The sequence below is a fragment of the Streptomyces sp. NPDC001157 genome (genome assembly GCF_053598255.1).
The window spans coordinates 43,723-67,850 of the sequence record NZ_JBSFJW010000042.1 but is presented as its reverse complement, the minus strand read 5'-3'; the positions used below and the strand labels follow the sequence as shown (position 1 = coordinate 67,850).

Here is a 24,128-nt window from a genome sequence, read left to right as displayed (position 1 = left end):
GGCCGTCATGCGACGGCAGGGACAGGCTCGATCATCCCCTAGGGTTTCAGACAGGGGGGACGGACGGGTTGCACGGCAGGCAGTGAGGCGACGCGGTATGGCGCAGCAGGCGTATGTGACGGAGACGGACAACGGCGGCTCGGGGCCCGAGCACCGGGGAGACCGGCTTCGGCGCCTGCTCAACCGCATGGTCTCCGGATGGCGGGGCGACCCCAGAATCTGGCGCCGCGGCATCGTTGTCGCCGCCCTCGCGGTGATCCTCGCCCTGGTCATGCTGCTGCACGCCCGCATCCCCAACCGCATCGGCAACCTGGGCAGCCTCACCGAGACCTTCCTGCCCTGGCTGGGCCTTCTGGTCCCGGTGCTGCTCCTGCTCGCGCTGGTGCGCAGGTCGGCGACCGCGCTGATCGCGGTGGTGCTGCCCGCGGCCGTATGGCTGAACCTCTTCGGCGGGTTGCTGACCGACAAGACCGTCGGCGGCGGCGACCTGACCGTCGCCACGCACAACGTCAACGCCGACAACCCCGACCCCTCGGGCACGGCCCGTGACGTGGCCGCGTCCGGCGCGGATGTGCTGGCCCTGGAGGAGCTCACCGCGTCGGCGGTGCCGGTGTACGAGAAGGCGCTGGCGTCGACGTACAAGTACCACTCGGTGCAGGGCACGGTCGGGCTGTGGAGCAAGTACCCCATGACCGGGGTCAGTGGCGTCGACATCAAGTTGGGCTGGATCCGCGCCATGCGCGCCACCGTGACCACGCCCGAGGGGCAGGTCGCCTTCTACGTCGCCCACATGCCGTCGGTGCGGGTGAAGCTGGAGGCCGGGTTCACGGCCCGGCAGCGCGACAGGAGCGCGGGCGCGCTGGGGGAGGCCATCGCCCACGAGCCGCTGAAGCGGAAGGTGCTGCTCGGCGACCTGAACGGCACGATGAACGACCGCTCCCTCAACGGCATCACCTCCCAGATGCGCTCCACGCAGGGCGCGGCGGGCAGCGGCTTCGGGTTCAGCTGGCCGGCCTCGTTCCCGATGGCACGGATCGACCAGATCATGGTCCAGGGCATCGAGCCGATGACCTCGTGGACGCTGCCCAGGACCGGGAGCGACCACCTGCCGATCGCGGCCCGTGTGAGCCTGGCCACCAGCTCGTAACCTCCCGGAATAGTGGGCCTGAGAGACTTTGTTCCGTAACTGAACTTAAACTTTGGTACGGACTCCGCTCCCCCTCTCACCTTGAAAGGCACAGGCCCCTTCATGCCCCTGGCCCTGCTCGCTCTGGCCGTCGGCGCTTTCGGAATAGGCACCACCGAGTTCGTGATGATGGGCCTGCTGCCCGACGTCGCGGACGACCTGCACGTCTCCGTCCCCACCGCCGGGCACCTGGTCTCGGCGTACGCGCTGGGCGTCGTCATCGGCGCCCCGCTGCTGGCCGCGGTCACCGCGCGGATGTCCCGCCGCACGGTGCTGATCGGCCTGATGGCCCTGTTCGTGGCGGGCAACGCGCTCTCCGCCTTCGCCCCCGGCTACGACTCGCTCCTGGCGGCCCGCTTCCTGAGTGGTCTGCCGCACGGTGCCTTCTTCGGTGTCGGCGCGGTCGTGGCGACGAACCTGGTCGCCCCGGAGCGCAAGGCCCGCTCCGTCTCGCTGATGTTCCTCGGCCTGACGGTCGCCAACGTGGTGGGTGTGCCGGTCGCCACGCTGATGGGGCAGCAACTGGGCTGGCGGGCCACGTTCCTCGGCGTCAGCGCGATCGGCCTCGCGGCGATCGCCTCCCTGGCGGCCCTGATCCCGCACGACCACACCCACGCCGCCTCCGCAACGGGCCTGCGCGGCGAACTGGCCGCCCTGCGGTCCGTGCCGGTCTGGCTGGCGCTCGGTACGACCGTGGCAGGCTTCGCCGCGCTGTTCGCCGCGTACAGCTACATCACCCCAATGCTGACGGACTCCGCCGGGTTCGCCGAGGGCAACGTGACGATGCTGCTGGCGCTGTTCGGCGTGGGGGCGACGGTAGGCAACCTGGCGGGCGGCCGCCTGGCGGACCACTCCCTGCGGGGGACGCTGTTCGGCGGTCTGGTCTCCCTGGCAGGGGTCCTTGCCCTGTTCCCGCTGCTGATGTCGACGCAGTGGAGCGCGGCCCTGGCGGTGATGCTGCTGGGCGCGGCGGCCTTCATCACCGGGTCGCCGCTGCAGCTGATGGTCATGGAGAAGGCTTCGGCGGCACCGTCCCTGGCGTCCTCGGCGAACCAGGCGGCGTTCAACCTGGCGAATGCCGGGGGAGCGTGGATCGGCGGGTTGGCGTTGGCGGCGGGCTTCGGGGCCACCTCTCCGGCGCTGGCGGGCGCGGGGCTGGCGGTGCTCGGCCTCGCGGTGGCCGGCGCGGCCTACGCGGTGGACCGTCGGCGCGTCCCTGCCGAGGCGCGGGCGCGCGTGGTCGCTTCCCATGTCCCGCGGGAGGCGGGGGCGGTGCATCGCTGAGTGGGCGGGCCTCGGGGCGGGTGCTTCTCGTCCCCGACGGCCTTGCCCGCATTCGTGCGCGAAGGCCCCGCCTCCTGGGCCCGGGCTGCACCTCTTTGCCCTCAGGACGTCTGAGGGATTCGGTTTGAACGGACGGTCAACGCCGCGGACTGATGCGAAGGCAGCGGTGCGACGTAGTCAACGGTCGCCCGCCACCCCCACGTGCACGTGCCGGGAAAGATGCACAATTTACCCAAAGGATCTTCACTGACTGTGAAGCGTGTCCCTATGATGCGGAGATCAACAGGCCTGACCAAGAGGGGACTTGGGCGGGCCTCTAAATTTCCCGTGGGGGATTCATGCGTATACGCGTTGCGGCCGCCGTCGTTTCCGGTGCCGCCGTTCTGTCCGCGCTCGCTCTTCCGGTGGCCGCCCAGGCGGCGGTACGGACGGGTGCGGAGGCGAAGCTCAGTTCCTTCATCTCGCAGTCCGTTCAGCCGAGGGACTCGTTGGGGAACATGAAGTTCTCGCACGCGGTCATCAACGGGGGCAAGGACATCGTCCTCGGCACCACCGGCACGAAGACCGTCACCGTCACCTACACCGCCACGGACGAGAGCGGCGTCGCCGTCACCGAGGCCTTCCTGTGGCAGGGCACCGACAGTTCGACCACGGACGGCATCACCGGCGGCCTGGGGACGGACGACGACCCCAACTGCACGGAGACGGCGACTCAGGGCACGTACACCTGCAAGGCCGTCTTCAACATCCACCCCGCCACCGACATGAAGGACAACGGCGTGGCCGGGACCTGGAAGCTGTTCCTGGGTGGCTGGGACCTGTACGCGAACGCCAGCTACAACGACGACGTCGCCACCGTCTCGATCAAGAAGGCCTCCACGCTGACCGCCGACGCCACGCCCGAGCCGGTCAAGAAGGGCAAGACCATCACGGTCACGGGCAAACTCGCCCGCGCGAACTGGTCGACGGGCAGGTTCGCGGGCTATGTGTCCCAGCCCGCGAAGCTGCAGTTCCGCAAGAAGGGCAGCAACACCTACACCACGCTCAAGACGGTCAGGACGAACAGCACCGGCGTCCTGAAGACCACCACCACGGCCACGGTCGACGGTTACTACCGCTACGTCTTCGCCGGCACCGCCACCACCGCCGCGTCAACGGCGCCCGGCGACTTCGTCGACGTCAGGTAACCGGTCCGACAGCACCGCCGGTGCCGGGTCGCCACGCATCACGGCGACCCGGCACCACACCCATCGACCGTCCCGCGACCAAACCGATGGCCTCCGGGAAACCGGAAGCGAATGCCTTGTGTGCGGGGTCGGTCTCCTCGCAGGCGGTCTCCCGGAAGAGGCGGATCAGCTCCTGCCGGTCCTCGTCGGGCGCCTGGTCCAGCCGCCTCAGCAATGTTCCCTTCCATGCTTCGGTGATCTTTACGGCATCGTCGTGACCGACGGTTTCCTCGTCGGCCAGTTCGATACTGCCGAGCAGAGCCGTGTACGCGGCCGCGAGCACATAAGACCGGGTCACCGATGTACGGGACACGGCCGGCGGTTTCGGTGTGGGGAGGCAGAGTTCGTCGGGCAGTTCAAGCAGTGACCGGCCCGCCCCCCAGAACCCCCTGGATGCCATGTCCTGGCTGTGCATCGCTCCGGCGAGCCTGCGCAGGCCGCGGACGAGTTCCTGCCGGTCGTCGTCCGGCAGACGGTGCAGACCGTCCTGCACGATCCGGATGCCACGTCCGGTCAGCCGGGCCTTGCCCTCCGCGCTGATACCGGGATGGTCACCGCTCGGGTCGCAGGAGCGGATGGCGGCGACGAGACCCAGTACACCCTCCGTGAGAATGTGCTCGATGTACCACTGTCTCGACTGCCGGCCTGCCACGTGGGTGCCCGGGGCCGAGTCCTCGAGTTCGGCCGCGTCACAGGTGCGGAAACCGGCAAGCGTGAGCACGCTTCTGATCGTCTCGTCCATCAGTGAAACGACTCGCGTACCGTACGCGATCATGGGTTCTCCGAGATCGAGCCGGTCCGGCTGCATGAATTCGAAGACCGCCTCCGTCAGAGGTTCACCGGCGTTCCAGCTGACATGGACGCCACCTGCAGGACTCTCAACGGTGTCGACGTGAATGCATGCGCCGGTTTGCCCGTCCGCCAAGGTCTCCGGATGTTGCAAGTAAGCAGGGAGCCCTGCGTGTTGCAGCTCTCGGCATACCGCTTCCGCCAGCGCATACCACTCGGCAATGATTTCTTCCGGGGCGTGCGGAGAGCCGTTTTTCTCGGCATTTGCGCGTTTCTGGGGATCAACGTAAGTCAAGGGGCCCTCCTGAACAAGTCATACGTATCAAAATCAACCCGTGCCGATTCTCCCAGGTCCTGCCGAGACGGAAGTCCCGGCAGGACCTGGGAGCGGTTGGATCGCTGATCCCGGTCAGTCGTGCTTCTCTGCTTCGGCGCCCTGGCCACGGATCACGGAACGAGTCAACCGTCCGCCGTTGGCTTGCTTGACATAGCGCAGGAGGAGACTCTTCGAATAGGACGCGATCTCAGGCGTGTAGGGAACGGAGTAGGTGATCACGGTCCCTTCCTTGAGAGCCTTGCTCAGAGCGTCGTCACAGCCGGGGCACGGCTGCCGTTCGGTGTACAGAGCGGTGATCTTCGTGGGATCGACGCCCTTTTCCTTCAGCCTGTCCAGGATTTCCGTCTCGGAATGGCCGCTGAACTTGCTGTTGGCGATCACGTAGTCACCGGTCTTGGGATCGTTCCAGCCCGGCACCTTCGCCACAGCCACGTTGTGATCCGCCCCGAAGTATCCGTTCTCCACCCGGTACTTGTATGCGAGGTGGCTCATCTCGTCGCTGTTGTAGGCGATCAGCGCCAGCGGGCATGTGCTTCCGGCCGCGGATATACGGGCGGAAAGTGGCGCACGCGGCGCAAGGGCACTCCTGGTGCACGTCTTGACGAGCTTGTCGAGAGCCTTGAGGCCGATACCGGTCTTGGCTGTCTCGGACAATCCGTCGAGGGCGCGCAGTGCCTTGAACGCGTCCTCGAACCCGATTCCCGTCCTGGCAGCGGCATCGAGGGCCATGACCGCACGTGAGATCGGGGCGAGCACGCCTTCGACCGGAACGTACATGGCGAGGCTCCAGGCGCAGGCGCTCTTGCTGCCGTGCCAGCAGTCCATCAAGTCTTCGGCGAAGAAGGAGAACAGGATCGCTCCGGGCACGTCACCGAAGAGGCTCTGCCATCCGGCGCGGACGATGTCCTTGCCGGAGAAGTGGTGCTGCCAGTTGTCGATCTTGATGTTCTTCAAGGTCGTCCGCTGGAGGAACTGCCACGCCGACTTCGGGCAGCCGTCCGCGGTGGCCTGCGCATTCTGATCCGTGCACAGGTAGAAGTCGGCCTCGTAGGTGACGACCAGGTCGTACGTCGCGTTGCAGCCCTGGAAGGCCGCTTCCGGCATGCCCGGGCAGGTGCCGATCTGCTTGCTGCTGACGATCTGGACGGTGGACTCGTCCGGGACGGCGAACACACCGGGAATGCCCGTTCCGGACCCCTGGGACGCCTCCTTGTTGGCCTCCTCCCGTTCAGTGCGGTCGGCCGCGTCCTGGGCCTCCTTGGCGTACTTGTCGGCGTCCTTGGCGGCCTGTTCGGCCTCGGTGGCGGCTGCGTCGGCGCGGTCGGCGGCGGAGCGGGCGTCCTTGGCGTCCTGTTCGGCCTGGGTGGCTGCGGTGCGGGCGGCTTCGGCGTCGAGTGCGGCGGCGTCGGCGGAGTCGCGGGCGTCCTTGGCGTAGCCCTCGGCGTTGCCTGCGGCGGTGTCGGCGGCTGCCGCGTCGTCGGCGGCCTGCTTGTCGTAGTCGATGGTGCGGGCGAGGGATCGCTGGGCTGCCGCTGCGGCCTTGGCTGCGTCGGCCGCGTAGCCGAGGGCCTCCTTGGAGTAGGTGCGGGCGTCGGCGGCGTACTGGGCTGCGTTCGCCGCGTGCTGGTAGGCCTCCTTGGCGTCGCCCTTGGCCTGGTCGGCGAGGTTCTTCGCCGCCTGGGCCTCGGCGGCGGCGTTCTTGGCGTGCGCGTCGGCGACCGCCTGCTGCTGCTCCGCGATCGTCTTCGAGGCCTGCCCCGTCAGCACGACCAGGCCGGCCACCGAGTCGGTGTCGACGTAGGGGGAGCCGAGCTGGATCGCGTCGTTGGCGGGGTTGGCGACCTGCTTGGCCGCTTCGCCCGCGTCCACGGCCGCCTGCGCGGTGATGTGGGCGTAGCCCGCGGCCTTCGCGGAGGCGACGAGGGCGTTGCCGGCCTCGGTGTTGGCGGCGTCGGCCTGGGTCTTGGCGTCCTTGGCGTGCTGCTCGGCTTCGTCGGCCAGCTTCACCGCGGTCTTGGCCTCGGTGGCGGCGTCCTGGGATGCCTTGATGGCGTCGGCTGCCGCGCTGGTCGCGGTCTTTACCGCCGCGTCCGCCTTCAGCTTCGCCGCCTGGGCGGCGTCCGCGTCGGAGCGGGCGCGCTTGGCCGCCGCCTCGGCTCGGGTTGCTGCCGCGTCGGCGTCGGCCGCAGCCTTCGTCGCCGCATCCGCTTCGGAACGGGCCTTCGTGGCTGCTGCTTCTGCGTCGTCCGCGTGCTTGTCCGCCTCGTTCGCTGCGGCGCGGGCGGCGGTCGCGGCGTCCCCGGAGTCGAGGGAGTCGGCGTAGGCGTCCTTGGCGTCCGCCTTGGCGCGGGCGGCGGCGGCCTTCTGTTCGGCGTCCCAGGCGTCGTCGCGTTTGTCCTTCGCGTCGTCGCGGGCCGTGACCGCGTCGTCGCGCTTGCCTTCGGCGGTCTTCTCGGCTGCCTCGGCCTTGTCCTTGGCGTCCTTGGCGGCGGCCGCCTGGGTCTCGGCGTTCTTCTTGTGCTCGGCGGCCTCGGCCTGCTTGGCCGCGGCGGTCTCCTTCTCCGCCTTGGCCGTCTTCTCCTCGGCCTCGGCGGCCAGCCGCTTGGCGTGGGCGTCGGCGGCGGCCGCCTTCGCGTCGCCCTCGGCCTTGAGGGCGTCGGTGAGCTTGGCCTCCGCGGTCTCCTTGTCCTTCTTGGCGTTGTCCCGGTGGATCTTCGCGGCGTCGGCCGCGGCCTTCGCCTGCCATTCGGCCGCCTTGGCGGCTTCCTTGCGGAACTCGGCCTTGGACTGCGCGGCTTGGGCCAGGGCACGCTGCGTGATGGTCTGTGTGTCGCCGGCGGAGGCCCGAGTGGCGGCCTCGGCCGTCTCGGCGGCCTTCTCCATCGCTTGCAGAGCAGCGACCGACCCCTTGGTGACCTGGTCCTTCTGCTGGCCGACCAGCAGACCCCGGCCCCTGGGTGCGCCGTTGGTGTCGGCGATGCCATAGGCGGCCTGGATGGCCGAGTCCGACGTCGTGGCGGCCTTCTGTGCCGTGGCGAGCTGCGCCTTGAGGGCGGCGAGCTGCTTCTTCGCCTCCGCCTGCGCGTTCGTGATGCTCGCCTTGGCCTTGTCCACGTCGGCCTTCGCCGGCGCGCTGCCCGTGTGCCCCTTGGGCACGATGCGGAACTTCTGCGCGGCGGAGCCGTTGCACGCGTTGAGCAGGGCGTCCTTGCCGTTGTCGAACGTGGCCAGGTTCAGGCATTTGTCCGTGGCGATGTTGCGCAGTTCGCCCGCGGCGCGGACGTTGAACGTCCACTGCTGTGCCTTGCTGCTGCCGCAGTCCCTGATCTGGATCTTCGTACCGTTGGCGTTGGCGCCGTTCAGCACCTCCAGGCATTTCTGCGCGTTGACGTTCAGGAGCGTGTAGTGGCCGTCGTAGACACCCCACAGCTGCCACTGGGCGCTGCTGCTGTTGCAGCTGTTGATCTGGACCGGGGAGCCGTTGGTCTTGGCGGATCCCTGGACCTCAAGGCACTTGCCGGCGGCGCCCGGCACCTGGATCTGCAGCGGGGCGTCACCGATCCAGTTGAGGCCGCCCTCGGTGTAGTAGTCCAGCCAGCGGGTGGAGTAGTCCGCGATCCACGACTGGCCCAGGACGTTGCCCAGGGTGAAGGTGCCGTCCTGCAACGCCTTCGTGGCGGCGACGTTGGCGGCGAGGATCTGCTGGCGCTGCGTGGCCTGGGAAGCGATCTCCTGCTGCCACTCGGCGGACGCCTGCGCGACCTCCTTGCCGAGAACCCGGTCCGGGTCGATCGGGTCGTGCCACGCGCACGTGCCGAAGCGGGCCTTCAGGTCCTCGACCGCGATACGGAACTCCGTGCTGTCCGGAGCCGGGGCCGTGCGCGGAAAGCCGCCCGAGGACAGGAAGATACGGGCGTCGTCGGCGAAGACCCGAGGAACGAACAGCTGATTGGGTTCGATCTTGCCGGAGTTCTTCTTCCACAGCGCCCATGCCTGCTGCTCCTCCGGTGTCCCCCCGGTGGTGTACAGCTGGTCGCCGATCGCGACCGCGGCAGCCTTCGTGCCGTCGTCAGCGGTGGGCGATGTCTCGTAGAACGGGGAGAACAGGTCGATCGACTTGAAGTACGCCTGGTACAGCCACGGAAGCAGGCCGATCCGGTCGTAGATCTCGTGCGGTCCCTGCGGCTCCCCAGGGTACGAATCCAGGCCACTGACGGCGTTGGTCCACACCATCCATTGGTCTTCGGCCTTCCTCTGCCACTGGAAGGTGTTGTCGTCGTCGGCCTTATAGGCCTGGTGCAGAGGGGTGTTGGTGTTGTAGAGGTCCCGGTCGAGCTTCTGGTGGAGCTGGTCCGCTGGCAGCCCGATGGCGCCCTGTGCCAGGGCGAAAAGGTTCGGTCCGCCCTCGCGGAGGGCGTAAGCGGCCAGACACTGGTCCCCGCGCAGTTGTTCAGCGGCCTTGATGTCGTAGCCGTCGTAGGAATCCCCCACGAGGCTTGCGTCATCGTGGTGCGAGAGATCGGCGAGGTCGGGTCGCACAGCAAGGCCGGCGACGACCGCGACTGCGGTCAGCAGAAGGATGATTCGGGCAACTAGCCCTGAATGTCGTGGAGTTGGTAGGAGCAATCTTCCTGGGCGGGATCTTCCTGGGCGGGAAGGCAACGGAGCACCACTTTCCTCGGAGTGTGGATGCGCCGGTTGATCGGCCGATGCTCCGCAGAGCAATGCATTGCAAGGTGTCTCACGGAGACTCAGAAGTGCAGGCCCCTGGCCGGGCTCTCGCACATGGATGGCCAGTACGACGGCATGGCGATGCAACCCCTCCCCGTGAGCGACGGCGTTCCCCCGGTCGCTGACTGATGTGCGCGTACGGAGTGGTCAGGCTCCGTCGGTGCGCGGCATCACTGTAGACACACACAGAAGTGTTGGTACAGGTGTTTCTGTGGGGTTTCTGTGTGCGGGGGTGGCTGGCCGACTACCGCCCCGGTGCCGCCAGCTCGCACCAGACCGTTTTGCGATCCGCTCCCAGATCGACGCCCCAACGCTGGGCGAGTACGTCGACCAGCGTCAGACCGCGGCCGGACTCGGCCTCTTTGGAGGCTGACAAGACCGCCTAACATCCCGGCCATGCCTAGACCCTTCGGTTTCACCTATGACCAACGCCCTGACGGCACCGTGACGATCACCCATCAGGGCCGTTCGGCTGGCACGTTGCGTGGTGCACGTGCCGAGAAGTTCCTTGCGGAGGTCGAGTCGGGTGATGCCCAATTGGTGATGGCCCGCTGGACAGGTGCGTACAAGCACGGCAATGAGCGCATGGCACGTAATCACCCGCGCAACCGGCACTAGGCGGATCATGTGACTTCTCGGATCCCGTCTCGTTGGCGTGGCCATGGGGCGGGGAGATCCTACGAACGAAGAGTGGGCCCGGCTGAAGCCTCATCTACCGACGTCCGGTAGCCGGGTCGGCTAGTCGAAGCGGGCAAGATCCCGCAGCCAAGCCGTCGCCGAACTGTCCGACGGCGCCCGCCAGTCACCCCGCGGCGACAGCGAACCCCCCGCCGACACCTTCGGCCCGTTCGGCATCGCAGACCGCTTGAACTGCGCGAACGCGAAGAACCGTCGGCAGAACACCTCCAGCCAGCGCCGGATCTCCGCCAGGTCGTACGCCACCCACTTGGCCTCGGGGAACCCCGGAGGCCAGGCACCGCGCTCGACGTCATGCCAGGCATGCCACGCCAGGAAGGCGATCTTCGACGGCCGGAAGCCGTACCGCAGCACGTGGAAGAGCGTGAAGTCGTGCAGCGCGTACGGGCCGATCTTCGACTCCGTCGACTGCATCTCCTCGCCCGGCACCAGCTCCGGGCTGATCTCGGTGTCGAGGATCGCGGCGAGGATCTTGCCGGTCTCCTCGTCGAACTGCTCGCTGCTGATGACCCATCGGATCAGGTGCTGGATCAGCGTTTTCGGCACGCCGGAGTTGACGTTGTAGTGGCTCATCTGGTCGCCCACGCCGTACGTGGACCAGCCGAGCGCCAGCTCGGACAGATCGCCCGTGCCCAGCACGATCCCGCCCCGCTGGTTGGCCAGCCGGAACAGGTAGTCCGTCCGCAGCCCCGCCTGCACGTTCTCGAAGGTGACGTCGTACACCGGCTCACCGGCCGCGAACGGATGCCCCATCTCCTGCAGCATCAGCCGTGCCGTCGGCGTGATGTCCAACTCGGCCGCGGTGACACCGAGCGAGCGCATCAGCGCGTGCGCGTTGTCCTTCGTGTGGTCGCTGGTGGCGAAACCGGGCAGCGTCCAGGCCAGGATGTCGCTGCGCGGCCGTCCCGCCCGGTCCATCGCCCGCGCGGCGACGATCAGCGCATGCGTGGAGTCGAGGCCGCCGGACACCCCGATGACCACCTTCGGGCCGCCGATCGACGCGAGGCGCTGCTGAAGGCCCTCGACCTGGATGTTGTACGCCTCGAAGCAGTCCAGGGCGAGCCGCTCGGCATCGGCCGGCACGAACGGGAAGCGCTCCAGGCGACGGCGCAACCCCAGATCGGTGACCGGCGGTTCGAGCTCGAACCCGACCGTGCGGAAGTCACTCGTCCGCGCCCGGTGCGTGCGCCGGTTGTCGTCGAAGGTTCCCATCCGCGCCCGCTCCTGCCGCAGCAGGTCGAGGTCCACGTCGGCGATCGCGTACTCGTCGCCCAGCGGGAACCGCTCGGTCTCGGCCAGCAGCACGCCGTTCTCGTAGACCATCGCCTGGCCGTCCCAGGACAGGTCGGTGGTCGACTCGCCGAGTCCGGCCGCCGCGTATACGTACGCGGCGAGGCAGCGGGAGGACGCCGAGCGGCACAGCAGCTTGCGGTCCTCGGCCCGTCCGACCGTGATCGGGCTGCCGGAGAGGTTGACGAGGAGGGTCGCACCGGCGAGGGCCGCCTCCGCGCTGGGCGGCACCGGCACCCACATGTCCTCGCAGATCTCCGCGTGCAGGACGAGCCCGGGGACGTCGTCCGCCGCGAACAGCAGATCCACGCCGAAGGGGACCGTCTCGCCGCCGACCCGGATCGAACCACCGCGCTCGTCCGCACCGTCGGCGATCTGCCGGCGCTCGTAGAACTCCCGGTAGTTCGGCGGGTACGACTTCGGTACGACACCGAGGACGCGGCCGCGGTGCACGATCACCGCGCAGTTGTAGATCCGGTTGCGGTGCCGCAGCGGGGCGCCGACCACCAGTACCGGCAGCAGATCCGCCGAGCCGGCCACAACCTCACCGAGTGCCTGCTCGACCTGGTCGAGCAGCGCGTCCTGCAGCAGCAGGTCCTCGATCGAGTAGCCGCAGAGCACCATCTCCGGGAAGACGGCGACGGCGACCCCCTCCTCGGCGCACCGGCGTGCGTGGCGCAGGACCGCTTCGGCGTTGGCATGCGGGTCCGCGATGACGGTGTGGCCCGTACACGCGGCGACGCGTGCGAAGCCGTGCTGATAGATCGACCAGAAGTTCAAGGCAGGCACGAACGCCAGTGTAATCGTCAGAGCGACGCGATGGGTGGTGCGGGGGTCATGGGCGCCCCGGACAAGCCTCCGGAGATGCCTCAGGCACACCTCAGGCACACCTCAGGCATGCCCCAGGCACGCCGAAGGGGCGCGGGATGAACAACATCCCGCGCCCCTCAGCTGCCGTTACCGGCGGTGCGGTGCCTTACTGGCCCTTGTACGACTCCACGTAGCCGGTCGAGGGCGAGCCCACGCCGGTGACGTCGTCGTAACCCTTGACCGCGGACAGCGAGCTGTCCTTGCCGAGGCTGCGGACCGAGGTGGCCAGGCCGCCGGTGGCGTCGTAGCCGTTGACGAAGTCGACGCGCGCGACGGCGAGGTCCTTGCCCGTCGGCTTGTCGACGACGTCGTGGTAGACGGCCTTGCCGTACCGGGCGTAGATCTCCGGGTTGGCGAAGCCGAGCGCCTTGCCGCCGTGCGCCTCCTGGGCCAGTGCCTGGACGGCCGCGATGACCGGCGCGGCGAGCGAGGTGCCGCCGATGCGGTACTCGTCGTACGCCTGGGTCTTCCCGTCCGGCAGGGTCTGGGTCTGGCCGACCAGGAAGCCGGTGTTCGGGTCGGCGATCGCCGCGATGTCCGGAACGACGCGGTTGCCGTCGGCGCTGTTGGCCGTGGCGAGCGCGTTCGGGACGATGCCCTTCTGGTAGTAGGGCTCGGCGACCGTCTTGCTCGTGCCGCCGCCCGCACCCGAGGTGAACGCGCCGGGGAAGTTGGTCCAGCTCTTGCCGTCCGCGGACAGCAGAGCCTTCTCGGTGCCCCAGCCGGTCTCCCACTGGTACGTGTCGTTCTTGCCGACCGCCAGCGAGGTACCGCCGACCGCCGTCACCCACGCCGAGTTGGCCGGGGTGTCGACCTGCTTCGTACCGGTGTTGGCGACCTCGTCGCCGTTGTCACCGGAGGAGAAGTAGAAGCCGATGCCCTCGACCGCGCCGAACTGGAACACCTGGTCGTACGCGGCGGCGAGGTCCGGGGTCTGGTTGGCCTCGATGTCGCCCCACGAGTTGGACACGATGTCGGCGAGGTGCTTGTCGACCACCTTGCTCAGCGAGTCCAGCAGGTCGTCGTCCAGGCAGGACGCGGAACCCACGTACGTGACGTCCGCGGCCGGCGCGACCGCGTGCACGGCCTCGACGTCCAGGGTCTCCTCGCCGTACCAGCCGGCGGCGGAGCAGTCCTTGGTGTTCGTGTACTTCTTGGGCAGCACCTGGTGCAGCTGCCCGGTCGTCCACTTGGCGTCGCCGTGCTTGCCCGCGTAGGTCTGCGCGTCGAAGGCGATCGACGGCGAGGCGTACGCGTCCGTGATGGCGACGCGGACACCCTTGCCGGTGTACTTGCCCGCACCGTAGGCGGCACGCAGCTGCTTGCCGGTGTAGCCCTTGATCGCGTACGGGACCTTCGAGCCGTACGCGTCCGGCAGCGTGCTCGCGATGTTCGAGCCGAAGTACGAGGAGAACGGCCCGGAGTTGCGGAACACGGTCTCCGGCGGCGGCAGCTGGTCGTCGTGGGTCGCCTTGTGCGGCGCGTTGTCCAGGCCGGTGACGGTCAGGACGGCGCTTTTCAGGCTCTCCGGGACGGAGGCGGTCTTCGCCGGAGCCCGGTAGGTCTTCGAGCCCTTGGTGTAGTTGTGCAGCTGGGTGCCGAACGCCTTCTCGGCGGCGGCCACGTCACCGGAGACGGAGACGTAGTGCTGCGTGACGCCCGTGACCTTCAGGCCCGCGGACCTCAGCCACGACTTGACCGCGGCCACCTGGGCCTTGGTCGCGCCGTAGCGTGCCTTTGCCTGCTTGGCGCTCAGGTACTTGCCGTACGAGGCCGAGCTGGGGTCGGACACGGCCTTCGCGTACTCGGCGAGACCGGCTGCGTCCTTGCCCGCGAAATAGACCCTGAGGTTGACCTGGGCGCCGTTGGAGGAGTCGCCCTTGTCCGCCTTGGCCGTCGCCCACGCGGGCTTGGTGCCCGCGAGTGCGTTCCGGCCCGGGTTGTCCGCGGCGTGCGCCGCGGGTATGCCGAGCGCCAGCGCACCCGCGACCATGGGCAGAGTTGCTGCCATGCTCACGGCGCGCAGTTTGGCGCGGTTGGATCTCATAGAACCCCCTGCGATGCGGTTCTTCGCATGTGTGGTCGGTCGTCGCTGTGATCCGCGTAGATGTCCCGCTCCGCGGCGGAGGCGCGGGCATTGGATCAAGCGATGGGGGCCACTCTTTCCCTGAACCGTCCATGCCAGGGGAATGTGAAAGCCAAGAGAAGCTCAAGGAACCGTCATGTAGGGCGATTTGAGGCTTTCGTTCTTACGGCAGTGTTACGGAGCTGCTAAGAACGCGCTTTCGCTCCCCGCTCCTTGAGCATGCCCGCCATCAGCTCGATCTCCGACTGCTGCGCGTCGACCATGCCCTGCGCGAGACTCTTCTCCACCCCGACCTTGCACTTGGCGACACAGCCCTCGGCCATGTGGATGCCGCCCTTGTGATGGTCCGTCATGAGCTGCAGGTAGAAGACCTCGGCCTGCTTGCCGTTGAGCGTGCCGAGCTTCGTCATCTCCGTGTTGGTCGCCATGCCGGGCATCAGCGAGCCGTCGCCGCGCTCGGGCATGTCGCCCATGCCCATCCACGACATCGGCGGCTTCGCCGACACCTTCGGCAGCCCCCACAGATCCAGCCAGCCCAGCAGCATGCCGCGCTGGTTGGCCTGCGTCTGCGCGATGTCGTAGGCGAGCCGCCGCACTTCCGCGTTCTTCGTACGGTCGCGCACGATGTACGACATCTCGACGGCCTGCTGGTGATGCACCGCCATGTCCCGCGCGAACCCGGCGTCCGCGGAGTCGGCGGACGGTGTGCTCACGCCGCTGCCCGACCCGCCGTCCTCGGCGACCGCGTAGGTGATCGCCCCCGCGGCGACGAGCGCGGCCGCCGCTGCCCCGGCGATCCACCCGATGTGCTTCCTCATGTCACATCGTCCCGCCGGTGCACGAGGCACCCGGCTCCGGGGTCTGCTTGCCCTGGACGTACGTCTCGAAGAACTTGGCGACCTTCGGGTCGTCGGCGCTCGTCACGCTCAGCTGGTGCCCCCACGCCGACAGCTCGATCGGCGAGCTCTGGTTCGTGTACGGGCTCATCAGCGAGTACGGCGTCTGCTTCACCTTCGCCGCCAGCTTGTCCACGTCGGACTTCTTCGCCTTGTCGGTGTACGTCACCCAGACCGCGCCGTGCTCCAGGGCGTGCACGGCGTTCTCGTCGTGCACGGCCTTGGTGTAGACGTCGCCGTTGCAGTTGAGCCAGACCTGGTTGTGGTTGCCGCCGACCGGCGGGTGCATCGGGTAGCTGACGGTCCCGGTGACATGGGTGCGGGCCAGCTTGCCCGTCCAGGTCCGCACCCCGTCCTTGCCGGTGACGAAGTGCCCCTTGCCGTCGCCCGAGGACGTGGTGTCGCTCGCCTTGTCGTTCTTCTTGCCGTCCTGCGACTTCACGATGAAGACACCGCCGACCACCAGAGCGGCGACGACCAGCACGCTCGCGCCGATCGTCAGGATCCGGTTGCGCCGCTCGCGGGCCTGCTCGGCACGCCGCATCTCCTCTATTCGCGCCTTGCGTGCCGCGCTGCTGCTCTTCTTGGCGGTGGCCATCGCAGTGTCCTTCTGGGGGAATCGGGTGGGGAGTGGGAAAAAATGTCGGTCGGGTCGCCTGATGGTAGTGGGAGAGCGGTGACGTTTTGCAGACGGGGCAAGGGAAAGCCGGGCCTGCGGAGGCGCTCGTCACCTTCTGCCGGGCCTCCCATTACGGATGTCGGTCCGAGCAGGCAAGATGGGCGGTGAGCAGTACACCCGCCGTTGGTGAGGCGTTCAGCCCCGGGTCAGTCGGCCGATCATGGTCGGCAACGCGGACGAAATGCTGTTGTGGTGTGATGCTCAGGTGCCCGACCGCCTCCTGCGGGACAGGGAGACAGGCGGCCTGACCAGCAAGGATGGGGAAGCGGAAGATGGACAAGCAGCAGGAGTTCGTGCTCCGGACCTTGGAGGAGCGCGACATCCGGTTCGTACGCCTGTGGTTCACGGACGTGCTGGGCTTCCTCAAGTCCGTCGCCGTGGCCCCGGCCGAGCTGGAACAGGCCTTCGACGAGGGCATCGGCTTCGACGGCTCGGCCATCGAGGGCTTCGCCCGCGTATACGAGTCCGACATGATCGCCAAGCCGGACCCGTCGACCTTCCAGATCCTGCCCTGGCGTGCCGAGGCCCCCGGCACCGCCCGCATGTTCTGCGACATCCTCATGCCGGACGGCTCGCCGTCCTTCGCCGACCCGCGCTACGTCCTCAAGCGCGCCCTGACCCGCGGCTCCGACCTGGGCTTCACCTTCTACACCCACCCGGAGATCGAGTTCTTCCTGCTGAAGGACCGCCCGCTGGACGGCACGCGCCCGACGCCCGCCGACAACTCCGGCTACTTCGACCACACCCCGCAGAACATCGGCATGGACTTCCGCCGCCAGGCGATCACCATGCTGGAGTCGATGGGCATCTCCGTCGAGTTCTCCCACCACGAGGGCGCCCCGGGCCAGCAGGAGATCGACCTGCGCTACGCCGACGCGCTCTCCACGGCGGACAACATCATGACGTTCCGCCTGGTCATGAAGCAGGTGGCGCTGGAGCAGGGCGTGCAGGCGACCTTCATGCCGAAGCCCTTCTCCGAGCACCCGGGCTCCGGCATGCACACCCACCTCTCCCTCTTCGAGGGCGACCGCAACGCGTTCTACGAGTCGGGTTCGGAGTACCAGCTCTCCAAGGTCGGCCGCTCCTTCATCGCGGGCCTGCTCAAGCACGCGGCGGAGACCTCCGCGGTCACCAACCAGTGGGTGAACTCCTACAAGCGCATCTGGGGCGGCTCGGAGCGCACGGCCGGCGCCGGCGGCGAGGCGCCCTCCTACATCTGCTGGGGTCACAACAACCGCTCGGCCCTGGTCCGTGTCCCGATGTACAAGCCCGGCAAGACGGGCTCCGCGCGCGTCGAGGTCCGCTCCCTGGACTCCGGCGCCAACCCGTACCTGGCCTACGCGGTCCTCCTGGCCGCCGGCCTGAAGGGCATCGAGGAGGGCTACGAGCTCCCGCCGGGCGCCGAGGACGACGTCTGGGCGCTCTCGGACGCCGAGCGCCGCGCCATGGGCATCGAGCCGCTCCCGCAGAACCTCGGCGAGGCGCTCACCCTGATGGAGCGCAGCGACCTGGTCGCCGAGACCCTGGGCGAGCACGTCTTCGACTTCTTCCTGCGCAACAAGCGCCAGGAGTGGGAGGAGTACCGCTCCGAGGTGACGGCGTTCGAGCTGCGGAAGAACCTGCCGGTGCTGTAAGCGCAGGTCAGAGCGGGTTTTCCGCTGATGCGGCGAATGGGGCCGACGGTCACGGACCGTCGGCCCCATGGCGTCTCACTGCGTCTCAGGAGGCCCAGATCCCCGTGATGTCCGACGCCGAGGCCGCGTTGCCCGCGTGGGTCGTCAGGCCCTGCGAGTCCTCCAGGGTGCGGAGCAGGTCGTAGTGGTTGTACTTGGTGGAGCTGGTGGAGCCCGCCGTGACCGGCTGGCCGTAGAGGACCGTCGGGATGCGGTTGCCGGACAGGCGGTTGTCCTCGTCGAAGGTGATGACGAGGAGGCTGTTGTGGGTGGCTGCCCAGCTGGCGTAGGCGCCGAGGTTGTTCTTGATCCAGGTGTCGCCGGTCGACACCGAGCAGTCGTGCATGTCGCTGCACAGGTCGGGGGTGACGAAGGAGACGTCGGGGAGGGTGGAGAAGTCGGTCGGAAAGGCGTCGAAGGTCTTCGCGGACGACGTCGGTACGTTGCCGAAGCCGAACCACGGGTTGTGCTTCTGGGCGTAGTCGCCGTCGCTGCAGGTCGTGTCGCCCTCGCTCGGCAGCGACTCGTTGTAGCTGGCCCAGGTCTTGCCGGCGGCGATCAGTTCGGAGCCGAGGTTGTCGGCCGAGGAGAAGCCCGGGGTGACACAGCTGTCGTCGGTGACGCCCTGGGTGGAGCCCGAGAACAGCGCGTAGTAGTTGGGCTGGCTCGGATGGGTCTCGGCGTAGGACTGGGTGAGGCTCGCGCCACCGGTCCTGAGCGAGTTGATGTACGGGGCCTTGGACGAGCCGATCACCTGGCTGTACGCGTGGTTCTCCATGACCACGACGACCACGTGGTCCGGGGACGGCACCCCGGACGCGGCGGACGAGGAGCCGCCGAGGCCGGTCCACAGGCCGACGGCCGCGGCCGTGAAGGCGAGCGCGGACGCCACGGCCGTACGGCTGCGGCGAAACGGCGAAGGGCCAGAACGAACGGCGCGGGCAGAGCTGCTGCCGGGCACATCAACCTCCGGTGGGGGTAGGACGGGGGCGGCGGTGCGGACAGAGCATGCTCACGTCAAGATGCCCGCGTCCCACTCCACCCAACCCGGAGGATGAAGATCGGGTGAACTACTGCCGGGCGGCCAGGTCGGCCAGCACCTGGTGCAGCGGCTCCGTCTCCCGGCGCTTGTACTCCTGGATCGCCCAGCCGTTGCCGTCAGGGTCCTTGAAGTACATGAAGGTGGCGCCGTCCTGAGGGGCGAACTGGACGGGTTCGCTGACGTCCAGGCCACGGGCGGTGAGTTCCTCGTACGCCGCCTTCGCGTCCGTCACGCACAGCTGCATCCCGTGGTACGTCCCCGGCTGCGGCGTCCCGGTCGGCACCTGCAGCCCGTCGACCAGCGCGATCGAACACCCCGAGCCGGGCGGGGTGAGCTGCACGATCCGCACCCCCTCCATCACCTCGCCGTCGAGGTCCACATGGAAGCCGACCTTGTCCCGGTAGAACTCCTTGGCCCGGTCCACGTCCGAGACCGGCAGCAGGATCACTTCGAGGCTCATCTCCATGGAGCGACTCCCTTGTCGTTGCGTCGGTCGTACGTCACTCGAATCGCCACCGCGTCTGGCTGAACGGCTCCCCCTTACCGAAGCCGAAAACGGTGCGGGGCGCCACAGAGAATACGAACGCAGGCCCGCCACCGTGGTGGAACGCACCGTCCCGTACCTCGAAGTGCCAGAAGCTGCCGTACTTGGCCTCCCACGCGGCGGGCCGGCTCGCGCAGCCGGCCGTCCTCGGCCACGCGCACCGCCTCGCCCTCCACGACCAGGTCGAACCCCTTGTTCCAGCTGTTGCTGCCGGTCGTCAGCACGACCTGCGGATTGCCCGCGAGGTTCTTCGCCTTGCGCTCCTCGGGCCCCGTGCAGAAGTGCAGCGCACCGTCCGCCCTCCCCCACGCTCGGCTTCGCTCGCGCGGGAGGTGCCCCCATCGCGGGCAGCGGTGTCACATGCGGCCGCCCGTCCGGCCGCACCGTCGAGATCCAGAACAGCTCGGCCTCCGCGAGCAGCGCCTCGGCCTCGGACCAGGCGGTCGCGGTGGCCTGCGGGTCGCTGTAATCGGGGTCGAGACGGGTCTGCGGGTCGTTGTCCGCCATGGGCTGCCACTCCTCGTACCGGAGAATCCGTGCAGGAAGCCCTGCGAAGAGAAGACCGCGTCCGCCGGGGGAACTCATCGGTCCTCCCGCCCCGGCGCTTGTGTCAGTGTCTCCGGTTACGCTCGGGCCAGTACGACCTTGATCCGACAGGAGGACGGGGATGACGGTGCCTGGGCGCAGGAGCAGTACCTTCACGCGGCTGCTTCGGCACGGGTTCACCGATCCTTCCGCCGCCGAGCGGCTGCTCGACAGCGCGGAGCTCATGCCCGTGCGCAACGACCCGGTGCTGCTCGAAGCGCTGGGTGCGACCGCCGACCCGGACCTCGCGCTGCTCGGTCTGGTACGGCTGCTGGAGGCCCAGCCCGGCCCGACCGCGCGCCGCGAGCTGCTCGACACGCTGATAGCGGCCAAGCCGCTGCGCGACCGGCTGCTCGGCGTGCTCGGCGCGTCCGCCGCGCTCGCCGACCATCTGGCCCGGCACCCGCGCGACTGGGAGGCGCTGGTCACCTACGAGCCGCAGGACCTGCACCCGGGGGTGGAGGAGTTCGAGCGGGGGCTCGCGGAGGCCACCGACCCCGTCTCCCTGCGCGTCGCCTACCGCCGCTGCCTGCTGTCCATCGCCGCCCGTGACGTGTGCGGCACCACCGACCTCGCCGAGTCCGCCGCCGAGCTCGCCGACCTGGCCACCGCCACCCTGCGCGCCGCCCTCGCCATAGCCCGCGCCGCCGCGCCCGAGGACGCCGCGCTGTGCCGGCTCGCGGTCATCGCGATGGGCAAGTGCGGCGGCCATGAGCTCAACTACGTCTCCGACGTCGACGTGATCTTCGTGGGCGAGGCCGTCGACGGGGCCGACGAGGGCAAGGCCCTGCGCTCCGCGACCAAGCTCGCCTCGCACATGATGCGGATCTGTTCCGAGACGACGGTGGAGGGGTCCATCTGGCCGGTCGACGCCAATCTGCGCCCCGAGGGCAGAAACGGCCCGCTGGTCCGCACCCTCTCCAGCCACCTCGCCTACTACCAGCGCTGGGCCAAGACCTGGGAGTTCCAGGCGCTGCTCAAGGCCCGCCCGGTGGCCGGCGACATCGAGCTCGGCGAGGAGTACGTCGCCGCCCTCGAACCCCTCGTCTGGAAGGCCGCCGAGCGGGAGAACTTCGTCGCCGACGTCCAGAAGATGCGCCGCCGGGTCGTCGAGAACATCCCCGCCGCCGAGATCGACCGCGAGCTGAAGCTCGGCCCCGGAGGCCTGAGGGACGTCGAGTTCGCCGTACAGCTGCTGCAGCTGGTGCACGGCCGGGCGGACGCTGCGCTGCGCAGCGGCACCACCCTGGACGCGCTGCAGGCGCTGGCCGCGGGCGGGTACGTGGGGCGGGCGGACGCCGTGCAGCTCGATGAGGCGTACCGCTTCCTGCGGTCCATGGAGCACCGGATCCAGCTCTACCGCCTGCGCCGCACCCACCTCGTCCCCGAGGACGAGGCCGACCAGCGGCGCATCGGGCGCTCGCTCGGCCTGCGCGCCGACCCGGTCGCCGAGCTCAATCGTGAATGGCGGCGGCACGCGGCCGTCGTACGCCGTCTGCACGAGAAGCTCTTCTACCGCCCGCTGCTCGACGCGGTCGCCCAACTCGCGCCCGGCGAGGCCCGGTTGAGCCCGGAGGCGGCCCGTGAGCGGCTGGTCGCGCTCGGCTACGGCGACCCGGCCGCCGCCCTGCGCCACCTGGAGGCGCTGGCCTCCGGGGTGACCAGAAAGGCCGCCATCCAGCGGACTCTGCTGCCGGTGCTGCTCGGCTGGTTCGCGGACTCCGCCGACCCGGACGCCGGCCTGCTCAACTTCCGCAAGGTCTCCGACGCGCTCGGCAAGACCCCCTGGTATCTGCGGCTGCTGCGGGACGAGGGCGCGGCGGCCGAGAACCTCGCACGTGTGCTGTCCGCCGGGCGCCTCGCCCCCGACCTGCTGATGCGCGCCCCCGAGGCGGTGGCCCTGCTCGGCGACGGCGACGGCGGGGGTCTGGAGCCGCGGGAGCGGTCCCAGCTGGAGCAGGAGATCCTCGCCGCCGTCGGCCGCGCGGAGAACGCACAGCAGGCGGTCACCGCGGCCCGCGGCGTCCGTCGCCGCGAGCTGTTCCGTACGGCCGCCGCCGACATCGTCGGCTCCTACGGCACCGAGACCCAGCCGGCCGCCGCCGACCAGGGCGCGCTGGTGGACCTGGTCGGCGGCGCGGTGTCCGACCTGACGGCCGCGACCCTGGCGGGCACGCTGCGCGCGGTGGTGCGCGACGGCTGGGGCGACACCCTGCCGACCCGGTTCGCCGTGATCGGCATGGGCCGCTTCGGAGGACACGAGCTGGGCTACGGCTCCGACGCGGACGTGATCTTCGTGCACGAGCCGCGGGAGGGCGTGCCCGAGCAGGAGGCTTCGGAGGCCGCGAACCGGGTCGTCTCCGAGATGCGGCGGCTGCTGCAGATCCCGAGCGCGGACCCGCCGCTGCTGATCGACGCGGACCTGCGGCCCGAGGGCAAGTCCGGCCCGCTGGTGCGGACACTGAAGTCGTACGAGGCCTACTACCGCCGCTGGTCCCTGGTCTGGGAGTCCCAGGCGCTGCTGCGGGCCGAGCCGGTCGCCGGGGACGAGGAGCTGGGGCGTTCCTTCATCGAGCTGATCGATCCCCTGCGGTATCCGGCGGAGGGACTCGGCGACGACGCCATACGGGAGATCCGCCGCCTCAAGGCCCGTATGGAGTCCGAGCGGCTGCCGCGCGGCGCCGACCCCAAGCTGCACACCAAGCTCGGGCCCGGCGGCCTGTCCGACGTCGAATGGACCGTGCAGCTGCTCCAGCTGCAGCACGGCTGGGCCGAGCCGGGCCTGCGCACCACCCGAACCCGGGAGGCACTGGCGGCTGCGGCCGCGGCCGGGCTGATCTCGGCCGAGGACGCGTCCATCCTGGACGAGGCATGGGTCCTGGCCACCCGCGTGCGCAACGCCGTGATGCTGGTGCGCGGCCGTGCAGGGGACACCTTCCCTTCGGGCGTGCGTGAACTGGCCGCGGTGGGGCGGTACTTGGGGTACGGGGACGGACACGTGGGGGACATGCTGGACGGGTACCGCCGTACGGCGCGGAGGGCTCGGGCCGTGGTGGAGGTGCTGTTCTACGGGGCGTAGGACGGTAGGGGTGCGCGTCCCTGGGGGCTCCGCCCCCAGACCGCCGTTCGGCCCTTGAGGGGCCTCGTCCTCAAACGCCGGACGGGCTGGGTATGGCTGGCCTGCGCCTTGCCTTCAGGGACGCTGGGCTGTGTCCACTTGCGGCTCCGCCGCGGGGCGCGACCAGCCACGACGGCGCTGCAGACGATCGACGGCTCGGCCCGGCACTTCCGGCAGCGCATACGGCAGCACGCCGTACCAGACCCGCGCCACCGCGAACCCGAACGCCAGACACAGCAAACCCCCCACCGCATCCAGCCAGAAGTGATTGGCTGTAGCCACGATCACCGTCAGCGTCACCACCGGGTACAAAAGACCAAGGACCCGCACCCACGGCACCCTGGCCAGCGCGAAGATCGTCAGCCCGCACCACACCGACCACCCGATGTGCATGGACGGCATCGCGGCGTACTGGTTCGACACGTGCTTCAGGTCCCCGGAGGCCATCGACCCCCAGGTCTGATGGACCATGACCGTGTCGATGAAGGTGCTGCCGTTCATCAGCCGGGGCGGCGCGAGCGGATACAGGTAGTAACCGACCAGAGCCACACCCGTCGTCGCGAACAACACCAGACGGGTCGCCGCATAGCGGCCCGGGTGACTACGGTAGAGCCACACCAGGACACCCAGTGTCACCACGAAGTGCAGCGTGGCGTAGTAGTAGTTCATGCCGACGATCAGCCAAGTCACCGAGTTCACGGTGTGGTTGACCGACACCTCGACGGCGATGCCGAGATGGTGCTCCATCTGCCACAGCCAGTCGGCATTGCGCAGCGCCTGACCGCGCTGTTCCGGAACCGCGTTGCGGATCAGTGAGTACGTCCAGTAACTCACCGCGATCAGAACGATCTCGAACCAGAGATGGGGGCGGCGCGGGGTACGCAGCCGGCGCAGGAATTCCGGCCCGCTCACGGCCGTGAGGGAGTCGGGAGCGGCCGTCTGTTCACGGTCGTCCAGACTGGTCACGGTCGAGTCACCCATGGGCACAAAGTCTGCCAGAAACGCCTTCTGCGACCGATCATCCCGCGGTCGGGTTCGCGTCGCATGTTCTACAACAGACAGACGTGCGCGCCTACTCCCGACGCACTGCACGAAA

General features: G+C 68.9%; 15 protein-coding genes and 1 pseudogene. 6 read left to right on the top strand and 10 right to left on the bottom strand.

Going from position 1 to position 24,128, the window contains the following annotated elements; genetic code table 11:
- Positions 1-187: 187 nt before the first annotated feature.
- The 3 genes from ACWDAG_RS41380 (at position 188) to ACWDAG_RS41370 (ending at position 3,657) form a co-directional block, all read left to right on the top strand.
- Entirely contained in the window at positions 188-1,147 is a 960-nt protein-coding gene (locus ACWDAG_RS41380) for an endonuclease/exonuclease/phosphatase family protein (protein ID WP_450700736.1), read from the top strand.
- A gap of 102 nt (positions 1,148-1,249) precedes the next feature.
- Positions 1,250-2,470, top strand: a complete 1,221-nt coding sequence (locus ACWDAG_RS41375; protein ID WP_450700724.1) for an MFS transporter — start codon at positions 1,250-1,252, stop codon at positions 2,468-2,470.
- A 338-nt stretch (positions 2,471-2,808) separates the two neighbouring features.
- A complete protein-coding gene (locus ACWDAG_RS41370) occupies positions 2,809-3,657 on the top strand; it encodes a hypothetical protein (RefSeq protein ID WP_450700723.1) in 849 nt (282 codons plus the stop codon).
- Here ACWDAG_RS41370 and ACWDAG_RS41365 read toward each other — a convergent pair.
- Positions 3,650-4,780: a hypothetical protein gene (locus ACWDAG_RS41365; protein WP_450700722.1), complete on the bottom strand. Its 1,131-nt coding sequence runs from the start codon at positions 4,778-4,780 to the stop codon at positions 3,650-3,652. The two genes, ACWDAG_RS41370 and ACWDAG_RS41365, sit on opposite strands and share 8 nt — an antisense overlap.
- Before the next feature lie 114 nt (positions 4,781-4,894).
- The gene (locus tag ACWDAG_RS41360) at positions 4,895-9,313 is read right to left on the bottom strand and encodes an RICIN domain-containing protein (protein WP_450700721.1); all 4,419 of its coding nucleotides are present in this window, start codon (positions 9,311-9,313) and stop codon (positions 4,895-4,897) included.
- Between the two features lie 636 nt (positions 9,314-9,949).
- On the opposite strand from ACWDAG_RS41360, the gene ACWDAG_RS41355 reads away from it, so the two are divergent.
- On the top strand, positions 9,950-10,171 hold the full coding sequence (locus ACWDAG_RS41355; RefSeq protein WP_450700720.1) for a hypothetical protein: 222 nt from the start codon (positions 9,950-9,952) through the stop codon (positions 10,169-10,171).
- Between the two features lie 120 nt (positions 10,172-10,291).
- On the opposite strand, the gene ACWDAG_RS41350 is transcribed toward ACWDAG_RS41355, so the two are convergent.
- The 4 genes from ACWDAG_RS41350 to ACWDAG_RS41335 form a co-directional block, all read right to left on the bottom strand.
- On the bottom strand, positions 10,292-12,328 hold the full coding sequence (locus tag ACWDAG_RS41350) for an NAD(+) synthase (RefSeq protein WP_450700719.1): 2,037 nt from the start codon (positions 12,326-12,328) through the stop codon (positions 10,292-10,294).
- 187 nt (positions 12,329-12,515) lie between these two features.
- The gene (locus ACWDAG_RS41345) at positions 12,516-14,456 is read right to left on the bottom strand and encodes a S53 family peptidase (protein WP_450700718.1); all 1,941 of its coding nucleotides are present in this window, start codon (positions 14,454-14,456) and stop codon (positions 12,516-12,518) included.
- 224 nt (positions 14,457-14,680) lie between these two features.
- Positions 14,681-15,313, bottom strand: a complete 633-nt coding sequence (locus ACWDAG_RS41340) for a DUF305 domain-containing protein (RefSeq protein WP_450700717.1) — start codon at positions 15,311-15,313, stop codon at positions 14,681-14,683.
- A 1-nt stretch (position 15,314) separates the two neighbouring features.
- Entirely contained in the window at positions 15,315-15,989 is a 675-nt protein-coding gene (locus ACWDAG_RS41335; protein ID WP_450700716.1) for a DUF3105 domain-containing protein, read from the bottom strand.
- A gap of 353 nt (positions 15,990-16,342) precedes the next feature.
- Between ACWDAG_RS41335 and ACWDAG_RS41330 the strand changes: the two genes are divergently transcribed.
- Entirely contained in the window at positions 16,343-17,704 is a 1,362-nt protein-coding gene (locus ACWDAG_RS41330) for a glutamine synthetase family protein (protein ID WP_450700715.1), read from the top strand.
- An 85-nt stretch (positions 17,705-17,789) separates the two neighbouring features.
- Here ACWDAG_RS41330 and ACWDAG_RS41325 read toward each other — a convergent pair whose 3' ends face one another.
- From ACWDAG_RS41325 to ACWDAG_RS41315, 3 genes and pseudogenes are all read right to left on the bottom strand, one after another.
- Positions 17,790-18,635, bottom strand: coding sequence for an alkaline phosphatase family protein (locus ACWDAG_RS41325; protein ID WP_450700714.1), 846 nt, complete (start codon positions 18,633-18,635; stop codon positions 17,790-17,792).
- Positions 18,636-18,813: 178 nt separating this feature from the next.
- The gene (locus ACWDAG_RS41320; RefSeq protein WP_450700713.1) at positions 18,814-19,251 is read right to left on the bottom strand and encodes a VOC family protein; all 438 of its coding nucleotides are present in this window, start codon (positions 19,249-19,251) and stop codon (positions 18,814-18,816) included.
- Positions 19,252-19,285: 34 nt separating this feature from the next.
- Positions 19,286-19,836 (bottom strand): annotated as a pseudogene (locus ACWDAG_RS41315) (pyridoxamine 5'-phosphate oxidase family protein).
- 160 nt (positions 19,837-19,996) lie between these two features.
- On the opposite strand from ACWDAG_RS41315, the gene ACWDAG_RS41310 reads away from it, so the two are divergent.
- The gene (locus ACWDAG_RS41310; protein ID WP_450700712.1) at positions 19,997-22,993 is read left to right on the top strand and encodes a bifunctional [glutamine synthetase] adenylyltransferase/[glutamine synthetase]-adenylyl-L-tyrosine phosphorylase; all 2,997 of its coding nucleotides are present in this window, start codon (positions 19,997-19,999) and stop codon (positions 22,991-22,993) included.
- Between the two features lie 114 nt (positions 22,994-23,107).
- Here ACWDAG_RS41310 and ACWDAG_RS41305 read toward each other — a convergent pair whose 3' ends face one another.
- The gene (locus ACWDAG_RS41305; RefSeq protein WP_450700711.1) at positions 23,108-24,013 is read right to left on the bottom strand and encodes a phosphatase PAP2 family protein; all 906 of its coding nucleotides are present in this window, start codon (positions 24,011-24,013) and stop codon (positions 23,108-23,110) included.
- Positions 24,014-24,128: the final 115 nt, after the last annotated feature.

Excerpts from the sequence above, each read along its gene's own strand:
- ACWDAG_RS41380 (WP_450700736.1), top strand. The coding sequence starts at position 188 with ATGGTCTCCGGATGGCGGGGCGACCCCAGAATCTGGCGCCGCGGCATC.
- ACWDAG_RS41375 (WP_450700724.1), top strand. The coding sequence starts at position 1,250 with ATGCCCCTGGCCCTGCTCGCTCTGGCCGTCGGCGCTTTCGGAATAGGC.
- ACWDAG_RS41370 (WP_450700723.1), top strand. The coding sequence starts at position 2,809 with ATGCGTATACGCGTTGCGGCCGCCGTCGTTTCCGGTGCCGCCGTTCTG.
- ACWDAG_RS41355 (WP_450700720.1), top strand. The coding sequence starts at position 9,950 with ATGCCTAGACCCTTCGGTTTCACCTATGACCAACGCCCTGACGGCACC.
- ACWDAG_RS41345 (WP_450700718.1), bottom strand. The coding sequence starts at position 14,456 with ATGAGATCCAACCGCGCCAAACTGCGCGCCGTGAGCATGGCAGCAACT.
- ACWDAG_RS41340 (WP_450700717.1), bottom strand. The coding sequence starts at position 15,313 with ATGAGGAAGCACATCGGGTGGATCGCCGGGGCAGCGGCGGCCGCGCTC.
- ACWDAG_RS41335 (WP_450700716.1), bottom strand. The coding sequence starts at position 15,989 with ATGGCCACCGCCAAGAAGAGCAGCAGCGCGGCACGCAAGGCGCGAATA.
- ACWDAG_RS41330 (WP_450700715.1), top strand. The coding sequence starts at position 16,343 with ATGGACAAGCAGCAGGAGTTCGTGCTCCGGACCTTGGAGGAGCGCGAC.
- ACWDAG_RS41320 (WP_450700713.1), bottom strand. The coding sequence starts at position 19,251 with ATGGAGATGAGCCTCGAAGTGATCCTGCTGCCGGTCTCGGACGTGGAC.
- ACWDAG_RS41310 (WP_450700712.1), top strand. The coding sequence starts at position 19,997 with ATGACGGTGCCTGGGCGCAGGAGCAGTACCTTCACGCGGCTGCTTCGG.
- ACWDAG_RS41305 (WP_450700711.1), bottom strand. The coding sequence starts at position 24,013 with ATGGGTGACTCGACCGTGACCAGTCTGGACGACCGTGAACAGACGGCC.